Raw genomic sequence first — 18,452 nt, forward strand, 5'->3', positions numbered from 1 at the left:
CATACGGCCTGCGAAACCTTGGCTGCAAGCATGGGCATGACGAGTCATGCCGACGGCCCCAAACGCTGATGCGTGGGGCCGTTGACACTTGCGGATCTTTTTTCGGAAATCCGCGCGTTCACGGAAATCCGCGCGTCTGACGGCCCGCCGCGTCGGCGCCCTGGGCCGCCGGAGTCCGGGCCGCCGGAATCTGGGCCGCCGAACTACGCGGCGGCGATGCGCGGGGCGGTGGCGAAGCTCTTGTAGACCGACATCAGGTACTCGCCATAGCTGCTCTTGGCGACGCGCTGGGCGAGGGCGTGGAACTTGTCGAGCGGGATGTAGCCCAGCCGGAGCGCGATCTCCTCCGGGCAGGCGATGCGCAGGCCCTGGCGCTGTTCGAGGATCTGCACGAAATGGCTGGCCTCGACCAGCGAGGCGTGGGTGCCGGTGTCGAGCCACGCATAGCCGCGGCCCAGCGTTTCGACATAGAGATCGCCGCGCTGCATATAGGCGCGGTTGACGTCGGTGATCTCGATCTCGCCGCGCGCCGAGGGTTTGACGTTGGCGGCGATGTCGATCACGTCGTTGTCGTAGAAATAGAGCCCGGTCACCGCCACGTTCGATTTGGGAATCTTGGGCTTCTCCTCGATCGACAGGGCGCGGCCGCTGTCGTCGAGCTCGACCACGCCATAGGCCTGCGGGTCGTTGACGACATAGCCGAACACGGTGGCGCCCGTCTGGCGCATCGCCGCCTTCGCCAGCAGCCCCGGCAGGCCGGCGCCGTAGAAGATGTTGTCGCCGAGCACCAGGGCGACGCGATCGTCGCCGACGAAGTCGCGGCCGACGATGAAGGCGTCGGCGAGGCCGCGCGGCCGCTCCTGCACCGCGTAGGAGAAGCGCAGGCCGAGATCGGCGCCGTCGCCGAGCAGGCGCTCGAACAGCGGCTGGTCCGGCGGGTTGGTGATGATGAGGATGTCCCGGATGCCGGCAAACATCAAAGCCGCCAGGGGATAATAGATCATCGGCTTGTCGAAGACCGGCAGAAGTTGTTTCGACACCACGGTGGTGACGGGATAAAGCCGCGTGCCGCTGCCACCAGCCAGGATGATCCCCTTCATGCTGTCAATCTCCAACCCGCCAAAACCAATAAACGATAACATAGCCCCAGCTTGTGGCAAAGCGCGGTCAGAAATATGCCTTGCGTGTGTGTTGACAGAACATGCCGGAGGTTTTTGAAAACTTATCTCAGGTTGCGAAAAACTAAATAAACACTTATAAATTGAATAGATTTGATACCAGCGGCGTAAGACGTGACTCGTCATGCCCGCGCTTGTCGCGGGCATCTACGCCTTGAAAAACTATTTGAAAACAAAGACATGGATGGCCGGGGCAAGCCCGGCCATGACGATGGCGGGCTTGCGCCAGACGCCGCAGGCGCAACCCACGCCGTGAGAGACCGCGTTTCGGCTCGATCTCTCGGCCCTGGCGATTCAGGTCCGTGAATACCGTAGCGTGCTCCAGGTGGGCTCGTGCGGTCCCGGCCGGATCGGCCGGATATCGCATCACGCGGCGCGGGGCGGCGTGTGGGGCGCGGCGAAGGTCGCCAGCGCCGCCGCAAGTTCGGGATGCGTCGCGGCGTGGCGGTCGAGCGGGATGCCGGCGGCGATGGCCTCCCACGCCTGGCGAATGCTCGCGGCGCCACCCCGTGGCCCCATCGGGTGGCCGAACACGCCGCGCCCCGGCACGAAGCCGAAATCGGTCGAGCCCAGCCGGCGATAGACGCCCTCAAGCGTCGCCGCCGAGTCGCTGCCGCCGGGGACCGGCAGGCAGGGCTTGATCGGCCCCATCGGCTCCAGGCAGGCGCGCACACAGTCCAGCACCTCGCGCTCGGGGGTCATCATCCGCGGGCCGAAGCCGGGCATGATGACGACGTCGAACCCGGCCAGCCGCTGCAGGCGGGTGAGCACGCGCGAATGGATGCCGTAGCCGGCGAGCCGGCTGAAGGCGGCGATGAACGGGAAGTGGGCGACCAGCGGCACCTCGGCGTGGCGGCGCAGCATGCGCACGCCGCTCAGGCCCACCGGCATGGCGTTGACGAGCAGCGCGTTGGCGCCGGCCGCGACCGCGAGGTCGTGCAGCCCGGCCAGCCGGTCGACCTCGTCGGTGATGTTGGCGAGATAGATCTTGGGCGCGCCGGTCTCCTGCTCGGCCCGGCGGCGGGCGGCGCCGAGCGCGGCGGCGCGCTCTTTCAGCGGGCACCACGGGATGTCGGCCAGCATCTCGTCATCCTTGGCGATGTCGAGCCCGCCGAGCCAGCTCTCAAAGCCGAGCTCGGCGAAGGGCGCGGCCGGCAGGCCGATATTGGGCTTGATGACGCCGAAGAAGATCGGCCGGTCGAACGCCTTCAGCCGCTCGCGCAGGCCGGCAAGGCCGAACTGCGGCCCCTCGAAGGCGGCGAGATAGGGCAGGGGAAAGCGGATATCCTCCAGCCGGATCAGCGGGATGCCGGGGGCGAAGAACACGCCCTCGCCGCACACCGCCGACAGCAGGTTGGGGATTCGCGGGCCGAAATTGCCGTGCGGGTGGGCGATCGTCGCGCGGCAGGAGAACACCTCGCCGGGCGCGGCGCAGGCGACCGGCACCGAGAAGCCGATCGGCTGCGGCTCGGCGCGAAGGTCGATCACCTTGGCGGCGAAGCGCGGCCGGAAATCCTCGTCGACGCCCACCCGCCGCCATTGCGCGGTCGACTGCTCGCTGGCGAGGTGGGCGGCGGCGGCGCGCGGATCGCCCGCGCACTCGAAGGTGAAATCGAGCTCGATATAGTCGTCGAGGTCCAGGTCGGCGCGGGTGGCGAAGAAGCCCGCAATGTCATCCGGTGTCATCGGTCAGTCGGTTCCCAGCAGTTGCAGCTCGAGGCCGCGCCGATCGCGGGGCCCGTCGAGCTCGATGAAGAAGATCGACTGCCAGCCGCCGAGCACGAGGTCGCCGCCGCCGACAGGAATCGTCTCGGACGAATTCATGAACAGGCCGAGCAGGTGGGAGTGGGCATTGTCGCGGCCGTCGACGGCGGCGAGATTGTGCAGCCAGTCGCCATCGCGCGGCACCAGCCGCTTGAGGAAGGTGACCATGTCGCGCTGGAGCTGCGGCTCGCGCTCATTGACATTGACGCGGGCGGTGGTGTGCAGCGACGTAACTGTTACCAAGCCGTCCTTGACCCCGCACGCCGTCACCCAGTCCCGCACGCGCCCGGTGATGTCGACGATCTCGATCGGCTCGACGGTCGTGAACTCGATCCGATGCCGGAAGATTTTCATGGGTTCACCTGGCAGGGTGCCGTTGCTTTGGGCGTATCCGGTTTGGGCGTGCGCGGCTTGGGCGTGCGCGGCCTGGGTGTACTCGGCTTGGGTGTACTCGGCTCGGGCGCGCTTGGCTTAAGGGCGTCTGGCCCGGCGGTTGTGGCTCAGTTGGTTGCGGCCCGGGCGCGTTTGGCTGCGCCGGCGCCACGCGGCGGCGCTCAAGCTTCGCCGTTTTCCCGCTCCACCGCCACCACCCGGCCGCGGTCGATCGCCAGCGCCAGCCGCCCCTCCTTCAGCGCCAGCGCCTTGTTGCCGAACAGCTCCCGCCGCCAGCCGCGCAGGGCGGCGACGTCGGCGTCGTCGTCGGAGGCGATCTGTTCGAGATCATCGACGGTGGCGATCACCTTGGCGGCCACCGCGTGGCGCTCGGCGGTCATGCGCAGCAGCACCTTCAGCAGCTCCACCGTGGCGTGGGCACCGTTGGAGGTATTGCGTTCGCGCTCGATGCACGGCAGCGACTTGGGGTCGCGCGCAAGGCCGCGCTTGACCGTCTCGATGATCGCGACCCCCCAGTTCGAGCGTTCGAACCCCTTGGGCAGCGAGCGAAGCTGTGACAGCGCCTCGGGCGTGGTCGGCTGCTGGATGGCGATCTCGCCGATCACCTCGTCCTTGAGCACGCGCGAGCGCGGCACGTCGCGCGCCTGCGCCTCGCGGTCGCGCCACTCGGCGACCTCGATCAGCACGCCGAGCTCGCGCGGCTTGCGCACCCGCGTCTTGAGGCGCTGCCAAGCGACGGCCGGATCCTGCCGGTAGGTCTCCGGCGAGATCAGCACCGCCATTTCCTCGGCCACCCAGTCGCCGCGGCCGCGCTTTTCGAGGTCGCGCAGCAGGCGCATATAGACGTCGCGCAGATGCGTGACGTCGGCTTCCGCATAGGTGATCTGCGCCTCGCTCAGGGGCCGGCGCGACCAGTCGGTGAAGCGCGAGGACTTGTCGATGACCTGTCCGGTCAGGCGCTGGACGAGCTGGTCGTAGGACACCGAATCGCCGTGGCCGAGCACCATCGCCGCCACCTGGGTGTCGAACACCGGGTGGGGGATCATGTTGGCGCGGTGCCAGATGATCTCGATGTCCTGCCGGCCGGCATGGAACACCTTGACCACCTGCTCATTCGCCATCAGCTCAAAAAAGCTTGACAGGTCAAGGCCATCGGCCAGGGCGTCAACCACGACGGCATCTTCCGGCCCGGCGAGCTGCACCACGCACAGCTTGGGCCAGAATGTGGTTTCGCGCAGAAACTCGGTGTCGACGGTGACGAACGGATGTTTCGCAAGTCGCGAGCAGACGTCAGCCAGTTCCCGGGTGGTCGAAATCAGATTCATGGAACTGCTATAGCGGAGTCGCAGCCGGGCTTGGAGTCGGTGCCTTGACAAGGGTGCCGTCACATGTGCTCTACCCCCGCTCCGTCAACGGGTTTTCCATGCATCGCTATCGTACCCACAGCTGCGGCGCGTTGCGCGCCTCCGACATCGGCCAGACCGTCCGCCTCTCGGGCTGGTGCCACCGCATCCGTGACCATGGCGGCGTGCTGTTCATCGATCTGCGCGATCATTTCGGCATCACCCAGGTGGTCGCCGATCCCGACAGCCCGGCCTTCAAGGCGGCCGAGCAGGTCCGCGCCGAATGGGTGGTGCGGATCGACGGCAAGGTCCGCCCGCGGCCCATCGGCACGGTGAATGCCGAGCTCGCCACTGGCGAGGTCGAGGTATTCATCACCGAGCTGGAGGTGCTGGGGCCGGCCGGGGAGCTGCCGCTTCAGGTGTTCGGCGATCAGGAATACCCCGAAGAAACGCGCCTGCGTTACCGTTTCCTCGATTTGCGCCGCGAGCGGCTGCACCGCAACATCATGCTGCGCGGGGCGGTGATCGACTCGCTCCGCAACCGCATGAAGTCGCAGGGCTTCTTCGAATTCCAGACGCCGATCCTCACCGCCTCCTCGCCCGAGGGCGCGCGCGACTATCTGGTGCCGAGCCGCGTCCATCCCGGCAAGTTCTATGCGCTGCCGCAGGCGCCCCAGCAGTTCAAGCAGCTCCTCATGGTGGCGGGCTTCGACCGCTATTTCCAGATCGCGCCCTGCTTCCGCGACGAGGACGCGAGAGCCGACCGCTCGCCGGGCGAGTTCTACCAGCTCGATATCGAGATGAGCTTCGTCACCCAGGAGGACGTGTTCACCGCCGTCGAGCCGGTGCTGAAGGGGGTGTTCGAGGAGTTCTCCGACGGCAAGCCGGTCACCCAGACCTTCCCGAAGATCCGCTACGCCGACGCCATCCGCACCTATGGCACCGACAAGCCGGACCTGCGCAACCCCATCAAGATGCAGTCGGTGGCCGACGCCTTCCGCGAGTCGGGCTTCAAGGTGTTCGCCCGCATCCTGGCCGACGATCCCAAGGCCGACGTGTGGGCCATTCCCGCCCCCGGCGGCGGCAGCCGCGCCTTCTGCGACCGCATGAATGGCTGGGCGCAGGACCAGGGCCAGCCGGGGCTGGGCTACATCTTCTGGCGCGAGGGTGCCGGCGCCGGGCCGCTCGCCAACAATGTCGGCCCCGAGCGCACGGCGATGATCGCCGAACGGCTCGGACTGCATGAGGGCGACGCCTGCTTCTTCGTCGCCGGCCGACCCGAGAAGTTCTACAAGTTCGCCGGCGAGGCGAGAAGCCGCATCGGCAAGGATCTCGGCCTGATCGAGGAGAACCGGTTCGAGTTCTGCTGGATCACCGACTTCCCGATGTACGAGTGGAACGAGGACGAGAAGAAGATCGACTTCTCGCACAACCCGTTCTCGATGCCGAACTTCGAGCACGATGCCTTCATGGCGCTCGATCCCGCCGACCAGGACACCATTCTGTCGATCACCGCCTTCCAGTACGACATCGTCTGCAACGGTGTGGAGCTGTCCTCGGGCGCCATCCGCAACCACCGCCCGGATGTCATGAAGAAGGCGTTCGCCATCGCCGGCTATGGCGAGGAGACGATCATCGAGAAGTTCGGCGGCATGTACCGGGCGTTCCAGTACGGCGCGCCGCCGCACGGCGGCATCGCCCCGGGCGTCGACCGCATCGTCATGCTGCTGGCCGGCGAGAGCAATCTGCGCGAGGTGGTGCTGTTCCCGATGAACCAGCGCTGCGAAGACCTGCTGATGGGCGCGCCCTCGTCGGTGACGGCGAAGCAGTTGCGCGAGCTGCACATCCGGCTGAACCTGCCCGGCGCCTGATCCGGCTCCGTCCGGTCAGGCCGCAGTTCCGGTTCCCACGCGCCGAAAACCCTGCTCTCGCGCGGGGTTCTGGCGCGTGCTCGTTCGCAAAGCCGGTGTCCGCTCCTGCGGCGAAGGTGCGGGCCGGCCCGCGCCGGCCGGCCTCGGTCATCGCTCGAAAGTTGCATATCAGAACGTGGGTCAGCACAAGTTGTCCCGACGGGCCGGTCGGGCGGCTGAGGGTTTTGCTGCGCGCTTTATTCGCAACACGGTTGTGGCGCTGGTGAAATATTGGGCACCAGTGCGAACTGTAACAGTTCCATTTCTCGTTCATAATTCCAACGACTACTGCGTAAGGTGCCAAGTGTTAATCCGTTTTTAAGACGAATTCGGCTTTATCGGAGTGGAGATTAGCGCGAGGATTGTCGGTGTGAAGCGCGCGACACGAAAACGGGTGCTCGTGCTCTTCGCGGCGATCTGCTGCGCGACCTTCATCGTCATCGGCGTCGAGACGGCGATCGACGTGCTTGCCCATGACCGCGGCACGTCGCAGGCGACGCTGAAGGCCCGCGAGATGGTGGCGCGGGCCAATGTCAAGCTGCAGCGAGTGACGTCGGCGCTGAAGGAACTGGTGGCCGTCGGCGTCGGCTCCTGCCGGCAAACGGACATCGAGGCGATGCGGCGCGCGGTCTACACCACGACGCCGGTCAAGGAGGTGGCGCTGGTCGACGGCGGGGGGGCCGTGCTGTGCTCCCATCACGGCTTCGGCTCCGACCACAAGGCCATGACGGCGGAGCAGACCGTCGCCGATTCCGGCATCACCGTGTCGATGGTGCGGTTCGGCGAGATCCAGGAGCCGGCGCTGCGCCTGCGCCATCCGATGGGCCAGCACTATTTGGCGGCGCTGGTGCCGGCCGAGATTTTCGAGGCCGATGATTTCGTCGCGCCGGCGCAAGGCCTGGGCGTCCGGCTGTTTCTTGCCGGCGTGCCCTCGGTGCTGCACGATCCCGGCGAGCCTGTCGGACCGCGGGACGTCCGCGTGATCATGAGTTCCAACCAGTATCCGATCTCGGTGGAGATCGTGCGCACGATGCGCGGCCTCAAGGCCGACGCGGCGACGCTGGTGCAATACACGCGCGCCGGCGGCTTCGTGATGTGCGGGCTGGTCATCGCGCTCGCATTGAGCTCGACGCGCCCGCGCGAGGATCCAGTGGGCGAGCTGCGGGCGGCGATCGCGGCGGGCGAGATCGTGCCCTATTATCAGCCGGTCATGGACATTGCCGCGGGCCGGCTGATCGGCTGCGAGGTGCTGGTGCGCTGGCGCAGACCGAACGGCGAGCTGATTTCGCCCGGCGCCTTCGTGCCGCTCGCCGAAAGCTCCGGCCTGATCTTCGAGCTGACGCTCGCGCTGATGCGGGCGGCGCGCGACGAGATGGCCGGCGTCTATGCGTCGCGGCCCGGCCTCAAGCTCGGCTTCAACATCCATGCCGACCATTTCGTCGACGACCGCATCGTCCAGGACATCCAGGAGATCTTCGGACACTCCTCGATCCAGTTGCCGCAGATCATGCTCGAAGTGACCGAGCGGGCGCCGCTGGCCGATCTCGCCGCCGCGCGCCGGTGCATCGCGGCGCTGCAGGCATTCGGCGTCAAGGTGGCGATCGACGACGTCGGCACCGGCCACAGCGGCCTGAACTATCTGCTCAAGCTCGGCGTCGACGTCATCAAGATCGACAAGATGTTCGTCGATGCCATCGGCACCGAGCGCTACTCCAACGCCATCATCGACACGCTGGCCGAGCTCGGCCGCACCATGAAGATCGACGTCATTGCCGAAGGCGTCGAGAGCTTCGAGCAGGTCGAATATCTGCGCGAGCACGGCATCCACATGGCGCAGGGCTATGTGTTCGCACCGGCGCTGCCGGGACAGGCCTATATCGACCTCGTGGAGGCGATGTGCCACGACCCGCTGGAGTCGAACGCCCTGAAGGTGACGCGAAACCGCACGCCGCTGCCGCGCTACATCTCCGCCCGCAACCGCCAGTTCGGATAGAGCATTCTCCGCAGAAGCGGGAACCGGTTTTGCGGAAGAGAATGCGACAAACCGGAAACTTGGAGCATATTCCGCAAAAGTGGATACCGGTTTTGCGAAAGAATATGCGACAAACCGGAAACTTGGAGCGTTCGATCTGATCCAGTCAGATCGGTGGATGCTCTGGGCCGCGCCGGCGCGCGTCAGAAATGGCTGAAGCTCATCTGCTTGAGCTTCATCGGCCCATCGGGGCCGTAGAGCACCGGCAGGCCCGGCCCGGCGGTGATCTCGCCGATCGCGGTGACCGCGACGCCCGCCCGCGTGGCGGCGGAGACGAACGCGTCGAGGTCGTCGGAGGGCACGGTCATCAGGATCTCGTAGTCGTCGCCGCCGCTCACCACCCGCTCCAAGAGGCGGGGATCGGTCTCGATGGCGGCGGCGGCGGCCGGCGACAGCGGCAGCAGCGCGGTCTCGATGCGGGCGCCGACGCCCGAGACCGCGCAGAGCTTGGCGAGGTCGCCGGCAAGACCGTCGGAAATGTCCATCGCCGCGGTGGCATGGAGGCGCAGCGCCGCCGCCAGCCGCAGGCGCGGCTGCGGCAGCAGATAGCGGTCGGTGAGATGGGCCTTGTCGCGCGTGCCGAGCCGGTTGAGCGCCTTGAGGCCGAGATGCTTGCGCAGCATCAGCCCCAGCGCCGCGTCGCCGATCGTGCCGGTGACCATCACCCAGTCGCCGGGCTGCGCCCCGGCGCGCCGCACCACTTCGCCGGGCTTCGCAGTGCCGAGCGCGGTGATCGAGATCACCATTGGCCCGGTGGTGCGCACGGTGTCGCCGCCGAACAGCGGGATGCGATACTTCTTTGAATCGTCGGCCAGGCCGCGCGCGAAGGCGTCGAGCCACTCCGGCCGGATGCCCTCCGGCAGCGCGATCGACAACAGGAAGCCGAGCGGATCGGCGGCCTTGGCGGCGAGGTCGGAGAGATTGACCCGCAGCGCCTTGCGGGCGATCGCCTCGGGCGGGTCGTCGGGGAAGAAGTGCACGCCGGCCACCAGCGTGTCGGTGGTGGCGACCACCTCGTGCGACGGCGGCACCGCGATCGCCGCGGCGTCGTCGGTCAGGCCGAAGGCGCCCTCATGGCTGGCGAGCGGCGCAAACGCCCGGTGGATCAGCGCATCCTCGCCGGACAGCCGGCTTACCGCGTCGGCATGCACCGGCACGTGCGGGCGCACCCGGCTTTGCGGCGGTTCGGGCGCCTGGGCAGCTTCGGCCTGGGCAGCTTCGGCCGGCGGCGATGGAGGCGCTTCGGTGGCGGATTCGGCCGGCTTGCGAAGCCTGGGTTCCGCCTTCGGTCGGCCCCGCGCCGCCGCCAGAAGCGGCGGCGGCATGTCGAGCACGAACGGCGCGGGAGGAAGCGAGGATACGGCGGCGCCGGGCTCGGCGGTCCGCAACTGCGCGGTCGGCAAGGTGAGCGGCTCGGCCGCGACGGGGGCGGGCGGCGTCTCCGGCGGCGTCTCGGCAGCCGCCGGCTGTTCGCTCGCCGGCCGGGTCATCGCCGGTCCGGTCGCAGGCTCGCCGGCGGTGGGCAGATCTGCGGCGGGCGGATCGGCTGCCGGCGTCTCGGTTGCAGGCGTCGTCTGGGCAACGCTGATCTCGAACAGGCCGGGATCGAACGGCCCGAGATCGAGCGGCCCGAGATCGAGCGCGCCGAAATCGAGCGAGCCGGCACCGGCTGCGCCGGCCTCCAGCGGCCGCAGATCGAGCGGCCCGAAATCGAAGGGCAGGGCGGCCGGGGCCGTCTCCGGCGGCGCGGCCGGTGCCGGCGACACGGGTTCGGCCACGGATGAAGCCGAAGGTGCCGGCCTCGGCGCGGCCTCAGCCTCCGCACTGGAGGATGCGGCAGCGCCGTCTGGAGGCGGCACCTTCAGCTCCGTCGTCATCTCAACGGCCGCCCTCGTCGGTGAATTCGGCCGCGCGCAGCTTGCGGGCCAGCGCGTCGAGCACGGCATTGGCCATCGAGGTTTCCTCCTGCTCCAGGAACGCGCTGGCGACGTCGACATATTGTGACACGACAACCCGTGCGGGAATATCGGGCCGCGACATCAATTCGTAGCAGCCGGCGCGCAGCAGCGCCCGCAGCACGGCCTCCACGCGCTTGAGCGGCCAGCCGCCGCTGAGGGTGGCGTCGATCAGCGGGTCGATCCGCCGCTGCTCGCGCACCACGCCCTCGACAAGGTCGTGGAAGAAGGCGACCTCGGCATCCGGATGGGTAACGCCCTCGACCTCGCGGCCGATCCAGTGGCTTTCGAACTCGGCGAACACGTCGGCGGTCGGCGTTGCCGCCAGATCCATCTGGTAGAGCGCCTGCACGGCGTTGAGGCGGGCGCCGGCCCGCGCGACGCGGCGCGGCGCGGGCGACTTGGGCGAACCGGGCTTGTCGGGCGCGGAACTCATGGCAGTCGCTCCGGCGTCACGAGGCCCCGCTTGAGCCGCACCAGCGACAGCACGGCTGCGGCGGCGTGGCCGCCCTTGTCGAGCCGTGCGGGGTCGGCGCGCTCGACCGCCTGCGCCTCGGTGTTGACGGTGAGAATGCCGTTGACCACCGGCAGGGCGCGGGCGACCGCCAGATCCATCAGGCCGCGGGCCGATTCGGTGGCGACGATGTCGTAGTGCGAGGTTTCGCCGCGAATCACGCAGCCGAGCGCCAGCACGCCGTCATAGGGCGCCTGGCGCGCCGCCGCCGCGTCGAGCAGGATGGCTGCGGCCGCCGGGATCTCCAGCGAGCCGGGCACGGTGACGCGGTCGACCTGCACGCCCGCGCCCGCAAGCCGGCGCGTCGCGCCGTCGAGCAGAAGGTCGGCGAGCGCGGCGTAGAAGCGCGCCTCGACCACAAGAATCCGCGCGCCGGGAATGGGTTGCTCGGCCTCTGCGGCCGCGCTGGAAGAGGTGACGATCATCAGGGGTATTTTCCGGGTTTGTACCCGGAGATACGCGGATCAGCGCGCCTCGGCAAGGCGCGCGGCATAGCGGGCCATCAGATCCACTTCCAGATTCAGCCGGTCGCCGGCCTTCACCTCGCCCCAGGTGGTTACCGCCAGGGTGTGCGGGATGATGTGCACCGAGAAGTCGTCATTTTCCACCGTGTTGACGGTCAGCGACGTGCCGTCGAGCGCCACCGAGCCCTTGGCGGCGATGAAGCGGGCAAGCGTTTTCGGGGCGCGGATGACGAAGGTCGCCTGCGCGTCGGCGTCGCGGCGCGAGATCACCTCGGCGAGCCCGTCGACATGGCCGGTGACGATATGGCCGCCGAGCTCGTCGCCGATCTTCAGCGAGCGTTCGAGATTGAGGCGGGTTCCCACCTGCCAGGTGCCGGCGGTGGTCAGCCGCAGCGTCTCGGCCGCGGCATCCACGGCGTAGGCCGTGCGGCCGCCCATTTCGCCGATCTCGACCACGGTCATGCAGATGCCGCAATGGCAGATCGAGGCGCCGAGCGCGATCGAGGCCGCCGGATAGCGGCAGGCGACGGTGAGGCGGCGCAGCGTGTCGCGGTCCTGGACGGCGACCACCTCGCCGATGTCGGTGACGATGCCGGTGAACATTCAGGGTCTCCTTGCGACCGTCATGATGTCGGCGCCGACCGGCACCCGCTCGACGGCGTGCAGGACGGGGGAAGCAGAAAGCATGCCGAGCGGCAGGCCGGCCAGCGCCGGCAGGGCATCCGCGCCCAGCCGGACGGGGCTTTCGAACACCACCGTCTCGTCGACCAGATCCGCCTTGAGCAGGGCAGCGGCCACGGTCGGCCCACCCTCGACCATCAGCCGGGTGATGCCGCGGGTGGCGAGCAGCGCCAGCGCCTGGGCAAGGTCCAGCCGGCCGTCGGCACCGCGCCCGACCCGCATCACCTCGACGCCGGCCCCGGCCAGCGCCGCCTCGCGGGCAGGCTCGGCGTCCGCGGCGGCGATCACCCACACCGGCACGGTCGCGGCGCCTTGCGTGAGTCGGGACGCCAGCGGCAGCCGCAGGCCGCCATCGAGCACCACCCGCACCGGCGAGCGATGCGCCAGCCCCGGCAGGCGGCAGGTGAGGTCGGGATCGTCGGCCAGCACCGTGCCGATGCCGACCAGGATGGCATCCGACAATGCCCGCAGCATGTGCACGCGGGCGCGCGCCGCCTCGCCGGTGATCGAAGCCGGCCGCGGCCCGGCCAGCGCCGCCTTGCCGTCGGCCGACACCGCGAGCTTCAGCATCACGTGCGGACGGCCGTCCCGGACGCGGCGGATGTGGCCGGCGTGCGAGCGCAAGCCCTCCGCCCGCAGCACGCCCTGCACCACTTCGACGCCGGCGGCCTCCAGCCTGGCGAAGCCGGCGCCGGCCGTGCGCGGGTCGGGATCGCCGATGGCGGCGACCACGCGGGCGATGCCGGCGCGCAAGATGGCGTCGGCGCAGGGCGGGGTCTTGCCGAAATGGGCGCAGGGCTCCAGCGACACGTAGAGCGTGGCGCCCTTTGCCGCCGCGCCGGCCTGCGCCAGCGCCACCACCTCGGCGTGCGGGCGGCCGCCGGGCTGCGTCCAGCCGCGGCCGACGATCACCGGAACGCCGTCCTCGATCCGCACCACCAGCGCGCCGACCGCCGGATTGGGCCAGGTGGTGCCGCGCGCGGCGTCGCCGAGCGCGATCGCCGCCGCCATCAGCCGCAGATCTTCGGCCGTGGGCTCGGATGCGGGGTGGGCGCCGGGATGGTGCGGGGCGGTCGAGGCGATCATGGCCGATCGGCGCCGGCCGCCGCCGCGTGGGCGATCTCGCCGAGCAGATCCTCGAAATCCTTGGGATCGCGGAAATTGCGATAGACCGAGGCGAAGCGGACATAGGCCACGGTGTCGATGTCGCGCAGGCGCTGCATCACGATCTGGCCGATCGCCTCGGACTCGATCTCGTTCTCGCCCTGGCTCTCAAGCTGGCGGACGATGTCGGAGACCAGCCGGTCGATCCGCTCCTCCTCGACCGGGCGCTTGCGCAGCGCGATGGCGATGGAGCGGCGCAGCTTCTCGCGGTCGAACGGCACCCGCCGGCCGGAGCGCTTGAGCACGGTGAGCTCGCGAAGCTGCACCCGCTCGAAGGTGGTGAAGCGCGCCCCGCAATCGGGGCACACCCGGCGGCGGCGCACCGCCGTGCCGTCCTCGGACGGGCGCGAGTCCTTCACCTGGGTGTCCAGGCTGCCGCAGAAGGGGCACTTCATGACCCGCGCCGCCCTGTCATGAGGTCACTGTCCGTAGACCGGGAAGCGCCGGGTCAGCTCGCCGACCTTGGTCGCCACCGCCGATTCGACCGCGCCGTTGCCGGCCTCGCCGTTCGCCGCCAGCCCGTCGAGGGCTTCCGCGATCAGCTCGCCGACCTTCCTGAACTCGGCCGGGCCGAAGCCGCGGCTGGTGGCGGCCGGCGTGCCGAGCCGGATGCCCGAGGTCACCATCGGCTTTTCGGGGTCGAACGGGATGCCGTTCTTGTTGCAGGTCAGGTGGGCGCGCCCGAGCGCGGCTTCCGCCGCCTTGCCGGTGAGCGTCTTCGGCCGCAGGTCGACCAGCAGGAGGTGGTTGTCGGTGCCGCCGGTGACCAGCGCGAAGCCGGCGTCCAGCAGCGTCGCCGCCAGCACCTTGGCATTCTCCACCACCTGCGCGGCATAGGTGCGGAATTCCGGCCGCAGCGCCTCGCCGAAGGCCACCGCCTTGGCGGCGATCACGTGCATCAGCGGGCCGCCCTGCAGGCCGGGGAAGATCGCCGAATTGATCTTCTTGGCGATGTCCTCGTCATTGGTGAGGATCAGGCCGCCGCGCGGGCCGCGCAGCGTCTTGTGGGTGGTCGAGGTCACGACATGGGCGTGCGGGAAGGGCGAGGGATGGGCGCCGCCCGCCACCAGCCCGGCGAAATGGGCCATGTCGACCATGAAGATGGCGCCGATCTCGTCGCAGATCTGGCGGAAGCGGGCGAAGTCCCAGTGGCGGGCATAGGCCGAGCCGCCGGCCAGGATCAGCTTCGGCCTGTGCTCGCGGGCGAGCTTCTCGACCGCATCCATGTCGATCAACTGGTCCTCGGGGCGCACATTGTAGGGCACCACGTTGAACCACTTGCCGGACATGTTGACCGAGCTGCCATGGGTGAGGTGGCCGCCGGCGGCGAGGTCGAGGCCCATGAAGGTGTCGCCGGGCTTGAGCAGCGCCAGGAACACGCCCTGGTTCGCCTGGCTGCCGGAATTGGCCTGGACATTGGCGAAGGCGCAGCCGAACAGCTTCTTGGCGCGGTCGATCGCAATGGTCTCGGCGATGTCGACGAACTCGCAGCCGCCATAGTAGCGCCGGCCGGGATACCCTTCGGCGTACTTGTTGGTCATGATCGAGCCCTGGGCCTCGAGCACCGCCTGCGAGACGATGTTCTCCGACGCGATGAGCTCGATATGGTCCTGCAGCCGCCTCAGCTCCTTGGCGATGGCGGAGGCGATCTCCGGATCGGCCTCGGCCAGCGAGGCGGTGAAGAAGCTGTTGGATAGCGGCCGGCTGCGCTCGACGTCGGAAACCGACATGGCCACGCTCCCCTTACTCATGGTTGCGTTGATCCGGTCGACGCACGCGGGCACCCCGCGCCGTGCGGCCGAAGCGGTCGCTTACCACGGCAGGCAAGGTGCGCCAAGGCGTTAGAGACCGTTTGGAAACTCGGACGGAGGCCGCGTTGCAGCGCGAACTGGCGGACGCCAGGAGAAAAGCGAGACCGATATCGGGAATATCGGCGAGCTTTTCGACGCCGCGACCGACGTTCGCCCTGCAACCCACGTAAGTCGGGCTTGCCCGACTTACGATCAGGAATACCGAACTCGGGCAAGCCCGAGTTCGGAAGGGCCGGGCCGTTTTCGGGTTCCCGGTTTGTCGCCGATCTCGACCGTACTCCCCGGTACGCTCTTCGATCGGCTCCTGCCGGAGAACCCGAAATCGGCGCCGGCGCGGCCCCGTCGGAGTTTCCAAACGGTCTCTTAGCCGCACTGGCGGCGGTCTTGCCGCACAGGCCATGGTTGCGGGGCGGACGATCGGGAAGCCCCCGAACCGCCGCCGCCCGGATTGTCGCCCGGATTGCTGCCCGGCCGGCTGCGTCCCGCGCCGGTCAGGAACTCTTGTTGCCGCTCAGGATCTGGCGCAGGAACGACAGCTCCTCGCCGCCGGCGGTGGTGGTGCGGCTGATGAAGTCGAACACCTTGCCGTCCTGCATTCCGTAATTGGCGACCCGCTGCACCCGGCGCGACTTGGGATCGAAATAGACCGCCAGCACCCGCTGATCGACGATCTTGGGCTGCAGGAAGGCGGCGCTCTGCTTCGCCGTCTGCGAGATGTAGTAGAACACCTCGCCGTTCAGCGTGGCGACGGTGGATGGCGTGCCGAGCACGATCAGCACCTGCTCCTGGGTGGAGCCGATCGGCACCTGCTCCAGCGCGTTTTCCGGCATCACATAGCCGCGCTGCAGGGTCTGGGTGAAGCAGCCGCCGAGCGGCAGCGCCGCCGCCAGCAGTCCGACCGCCACCGCGCGTCGACCGATCGTGAACTTGCTCATCGCACCTCTATCCTGAACGCAACGATCCTGAACAACTGTCCTGAACGCAGCGCGTCTTTCATGACCGCATCGCATCCGCCAGGCTGCCTCAACGCCCATGCGGCGACGCCACCGGCATACAGCCGACCTGAAGCAATGGAAATGGCGCGGCGACCTTCGTGCGGCTCTGTGGCGTGATCGTGGCGCGCCGGCCCTTCCGGCCCCCTGGGCGGCCGCAACCAACAGGAGCTTCGCGGCTCAATCCAGATCGAGGCCGGCAAAGGGATCCTGGTTCGGATCGTCGTCGCCCGCCGCGCCGGTGGACCCGATGGATCCCACATGCGCCGTGCCGGCGGGCGGCGGCAACTCGGCACGGAGGCTCTCGGCAACCCTCTCGAACGGCGAAAGCGCGCCGGCCACCTCGCCCACCGCCGTCAGCACCAGGGTCAGACGGGCGCCGGCGGTGTCGGGCTCGTCGAAAATATAGAACACTGCCTGCGTGCCGGCGCCCCGCACCAATAGGCGGGTGGCGGGCCGATCGGCGATCACCGTCTGCTCGACCTCCTCCAGGCCCTCGCTCGGCATCGGCTCGCCGGCCGGCAGCAGCGACATGTCGATTCGGGCCGCCGAATCCGGCCGCGCCAGCGTCACCGCGCCGGTGCTGCGGTCGCTGACGTCGGACCAGCCGGCCGGCGGCTCGATCGAGAACCGGCCGAGCCACACCCGCCGGGGCGAAACCGCGGCCGGGCCGGCTGCGACGGGGGCAGGGATCGGCGCAACGGCGGGAGCGGGCGCCGGGACACCCGGGGCCGCCTCGCTGCGCTTGTCTTGAGCCGGGTTCTGGGCCGGGGCGCCGCCGATCGTCACCCGCGACAGGAGGTCGTCGAGCACCGGGTCGCCCTGGCCGAGGTCGCCGTCCGCCTCATAGAGGAAGTGCAGCCGCCGCTTGTCCTTGCGGCCCTTGTCCAGCGTCACCGTCACGGTGTCGCGCGGGCCGCCGCGGGTGTGGATGTAGAGCGCGCCCTGGCCGGCCACCGTCACCTTGCGGTGGGAGACGATGTCGGGATAGCCGAGCAGCGGTTCGTCCGGGAACCACCACCACACCAGCAGGCGGCGGCTGCCGTCCGGCGAGGCGATGTCGAGCTCCTTGCCATCATTGACGCGCGTCACCTTCCAGTCGGACGGCACGGCGATCCCGGCGGCGTCGAGCCGGTGGACGGACCAGCCGGCCGCCTGGGCGACGGCGGGCAGGGGCGCGAGCAGCAGGGCGAGCATTGTCAGGATGCCCGCTCTGCCGATAGCGACGTGTCGGATGGCCATGGCCTGCTCCCTGACGTTGCAACGAAAGCGACGCGCGAGGCTGCCCACCGCCCTGGCGGGCGTCAAGCGCCGCCGCCGGCCGCCGGGAACCTCGGGGTTTTCGCACTCTTGCCCCGGTGGCGTGGGCCTGGGAGGTCGCCGAGCAGCCGGCGCGGCACTATGACTTGGATGCCGGATGAATTGGGCGCCGCATGAATTGGGCACCGGGTGAACTGGGCACCGGGCACCAATACCATCCGTCGCCGCCCGGTCCGCCGTGAGGCGGGTGATTCTCGTTGCGTCCGGCTTTGCCGGAATCTGGAGGCTTGCCGTGACTGACCCGATTCCCCCCGCTCCCTGGAGCCACACCGTGCTGGTGGCGCAGCTTCCGCCCGAGAGCAGCCTGACGCTGGAGCCGAGCGAAGAGACCCGCGCGGCGCTTGCCCGCCATGTCGGCGCGTTGTCGGTGCCGGCGCTGAAGGTGACGCTGGACCTCGCCGTCGACCGCAAGGGGACGGTCGCCGTGACCGGCCGCCTCACCGGGCGCGTCGTGCAGGCCTGCGTGGTGACGCTGGAGCCGATGGAGAGCGCGATCGACGAGGCGATCGACGTGCGCTTCGGCGACGACAGCGGGGCGCACCACGCGCCCGGCACCGAGATCGAGTTCGGCCTTGAGAGCGCCGATCCGCCCGAGCCGATCGTCGACGGGCGCATCGATCTCGGCGCCATCCTCACCGAATTCTTCAGCCTGGGGGTCGATCCCTATCCCCGCAAGCCGGATGCGGCATGGCAGCCCAGCGAGGCCGAGACGGGGGCCGGCGCCGAGTCGCCGTTCGCCGCTTTGGCCAAGCTGAGGGACTCAGGAGCGTCATAGTTCTGTCACGTGGTTGCCAGGACGGCGCGAAAATGTATGTTCGCGCCCGCAGGCCCCGGTGGGGGATGCGGGAGGCGGGCTTCGGTCCGGCTCCGGTCGTCCTGCTAGCCTGAGAAATCTGCAGGGATGTCCGTTTCGCCAAGGATCGGCGGAGGG

Annotated in this window: 17 protein-coding genes; 4 read left to right on the forward strand and 13 right to left on the reverse strand. The window is 69.0% G+C overall.

What is annotated here, in order from left to right:
* Nucleotides 1-203: 203 nt before the first annotated feature.
* The gene (gene rfbA / locus F1193_RS12180) at nt 204-1,100 is read right to left on the reverse strand and encodes a glucose-1-phosphate thymidylyltransferase RfbA (protein WP_150098090.1); all 897 of its coding nucleotides are present in this window, start codon (nt 1,098-1,100) and stop codon (nt 204-206) included.
* A gap of 202 nt (nt 1,101-1,302) precedes the next feature.
* Here rfbA and F1193_RS17655 point away from each other — a divergent pair, with 202 nt between their 5' ends.
* On the forward strand, nt 1,303-1,434 hold the full coding sequence (locus tag F1193_RS17655; protein WP_281287243.1) for a hypothetical protein: 132 nt from the start codon (nt 1,303-1,305) through the stop codon (nt 1,432-1,434).
* A 110-nt stretch (nt 1,435-1,544) separates the two neighbouring features.
* Here F1193_RS17655 and F1193_RS12185 read toward each other — a convergent pair whose 3' ends face one another.
* The 3 genes from F1193_RS12185 to rnd all read right to left on the reverse strand — a co-directional run bounded on the left by F1193_RS12185 (nt 1,545) and on the right by rnd (nt 4,660).
* Nucleotides 1,545-2,864: a RuBisCO large subunit C-terminal-like domain-containing protein gene (locus tag F1193_RS12185; protein ID WP_150098091.1), complete on the reverse strand. Its 1,320-nt coding sequence runs from the start codon at nt 2,862-2,864 to the stop codon at nt 1,545-1,547.
* A gap of 3 nt (nt 2,865-2,867) precedes the next feature.
* Complete coding sequence (locus tag F1193_RS12190; RefSeq protein ID WP_150098092.1) at nt 2,868-3,296, reverse strand: secondary thiamine-phosphate synthase enzyme YjbQ; 429 nt, start codon at nt 3,294-3,296, stop codon at nt 2,868-2,870.
* A gap of 200 nt (nt 3,297-3,496) precedes the next feature.
* The gene (gene rnd / locus F1193_RS12195; protein ID WP_150098093.1) at nt 3,497-4,660 is read right to left on the reverse strand and encodes a ribonuclease D; all 1,164 of its coding nucleotides are present in this window, start codon (nt 4,658-4,660) and stop codon (nt 3,497-3,499) included.
* A 98-nt stretch (nt 4,661-4,758) separates the two neighbouring features.
* Between rnd and aspS the strand changes: the two genes are divergently transcribed.
* Both aspS and F1193_RS12205 read left to right on the forward strand, forming a co-directional pair.
* On the forward strand, nt 4,759-6,549 hold the full coding sequence (gene aspS, locus F1193_RS12200; RefSeq protein WP_150098094.1) for an aspartate--tRNA ligase: 1,791 nt from the start codon (nt 4,759-4,761) through the stop codon (nt 6,547-6,549).
* A gap of 433 nt (nt 6,550-6,982) precedes the next feature.
* Complete coding sequence (locus F1193_RS12205) at nt 6,983-8,581, forward strand: EAL domain-containing protein (RefSeq protein ID WP_150098095.1); 1,599 nt, start codon at nt 6,983-6,985, stop codon at nt 8,579-8,581.
* A gap of 182 nt (nt 8,582-8,763) precedes the next feature.
* On the opposite strand, the gene thiL is transcribed toward F1193_RS12205, so the two are convergent.
* The 9 genes from thiL to F1193_RS12250 form a co-directional block, all read right to left on the reverse strand.
* Nucleotides 8,764-10,398, reverse strand: a complete 1,635-nt coding sequence (gene thiL, locus F1193_RS12210) for a thiamine-phosphate kinase (protein ID WP_246164359.1) — start codon at nt 10,396-10,398, stop codon at nt 8,764-8,766.
* 100 nt (nt 10,399-10,498) lie between these two features.
* The gene (nusB, locus tag F1193_RS12215; RefSeq protein ID WP_150098096.1) at nt 10,499-11,011 is read right to left on the reverse strand and encodes a transcription antitermination factor NusB; all 513 of its coding nucleotides are present in this window, start codon (nt 11,009-11,011) and stop codon (nt 10,499-10,501) included.
* Nucleotides 11,008-11,511: a 6,7-dimethyl-8-ribityllumazine synthase gene (ribH, locus tag F1193_RS12220; protein WP_425457235.1), complete on the reverse strand. Its 504-nt coding sequence runs from the start codon at nt 11,509-11,511 to the stop codon at nt 11,008-11,010. Before ribH ends, nusB begins: the two co-directional genes overlap by 4 nt.
* Before the next feature lie 42 nt (nt 11,512-11,553).
* Nucleotides 11,554-12,156: a riboflavin synthase gene (locus tag F1193_RS12225; protein WP_150098098.1), complete on the reverse strand. Its 603-nt coding sequence runs from the start codon at nt 12,154-12,156 to the stop codon at nt 11,554-11,556.
* On the reverse strand, nt 12,157-13,245 hold the full coding sequence (ribD, locus tag F1193_RS12230; protein WP_150098116.1) for a bifunctional diaminohydroxyphosphoribosylaminopyrimidine deaminase/5-amino-6-(5-phosphoribosylamino)uracil reductase RibD: 1,089 nt from the start codon (nt 13,243-13,245) through the stop codon (nt 12,157-12,159).
* Nucleotides 13,246-13,316: 71 nt separating this feature from the next.
* Nucleotides 13,317-13,793 carry a transcriptional regulator NrdR gene (nrdR, locus tag F1193_RS12235; protein ID WP_150098099.1) on the reverse strand — a complete coding sequence of 159 codons (477 nt, stop codon included), beginning with the start codon at nt 13,791-13,793 and terminating at the stop codon, nt 13,317-13,319.
* 24 nt (nt 13,794-13,817) lie between these two features.
* The gene (glyA, locus tag F1193_RS12240; protein WP_150098100.1) at nt 13,818-15,128 is read right to left on the reverse strand and encodes a serine hydroxymethyltransferase; all 1,311 of its coding nucleotides are present in this window, start codon (nt 15,126-15,128) and stop codon (nt 13,818-13,820) included.
* A gap of 572 nt (nt 15,129-15,700) precedes the next feature.
* Nucleotides 15,701-16,144, reverse strand: a complete 444-nt coding sequence (locus F1193_RS12245; RefSeq protein ID WP_150098101.1) for an outer membrane protein assembly factor BamE — start codon at nt 16,142-16,144, stop codon at nt 15,701-15,703.
* A 237-nt stretch (nt 16,145-16,381) separates the two neighbouring features.
* Nucleotides 16,382-17,443, reverse strand: a complete 1,062-nt coding sequence (locus F1193_RS12250; RefSeq protein ID WP_150098102.1) for a hypothetical protein — start codon at nt 17,441-17,443, stop codon at nt 16,382-16,384.
* A 310-nt stretch (nt 17,444-17,753) separates the two neighbouring features.
* Between F1193_RS12250 and F1193_RS12255 the strand changes: the two genes are divergently transcribed.
* Nucleotides 17,754-18,296 carry a YceD family protein gene (locus F1193_RS12255; protein WP_170263584.1) on the forward strand — a complete coding sequence of 181 codons (543 nt, stop codon included), beginning with the start codon at nt 17,754-17,756 and terminating at the stop codon, nt 18,294-18,296.
* Nucleotides 18,297-18,452: the final 156 nt, after the last annotated feature.

The organism is Blastochloris sulfoviridis, assembly GCF_008630065.1.
GTDB lineage: Bacteria > Pseudomonadota > Alphaproteobacteria > Rhizobiales > Xanthobacteraceae > Blastochloris > Blastochloris sulfoviridis.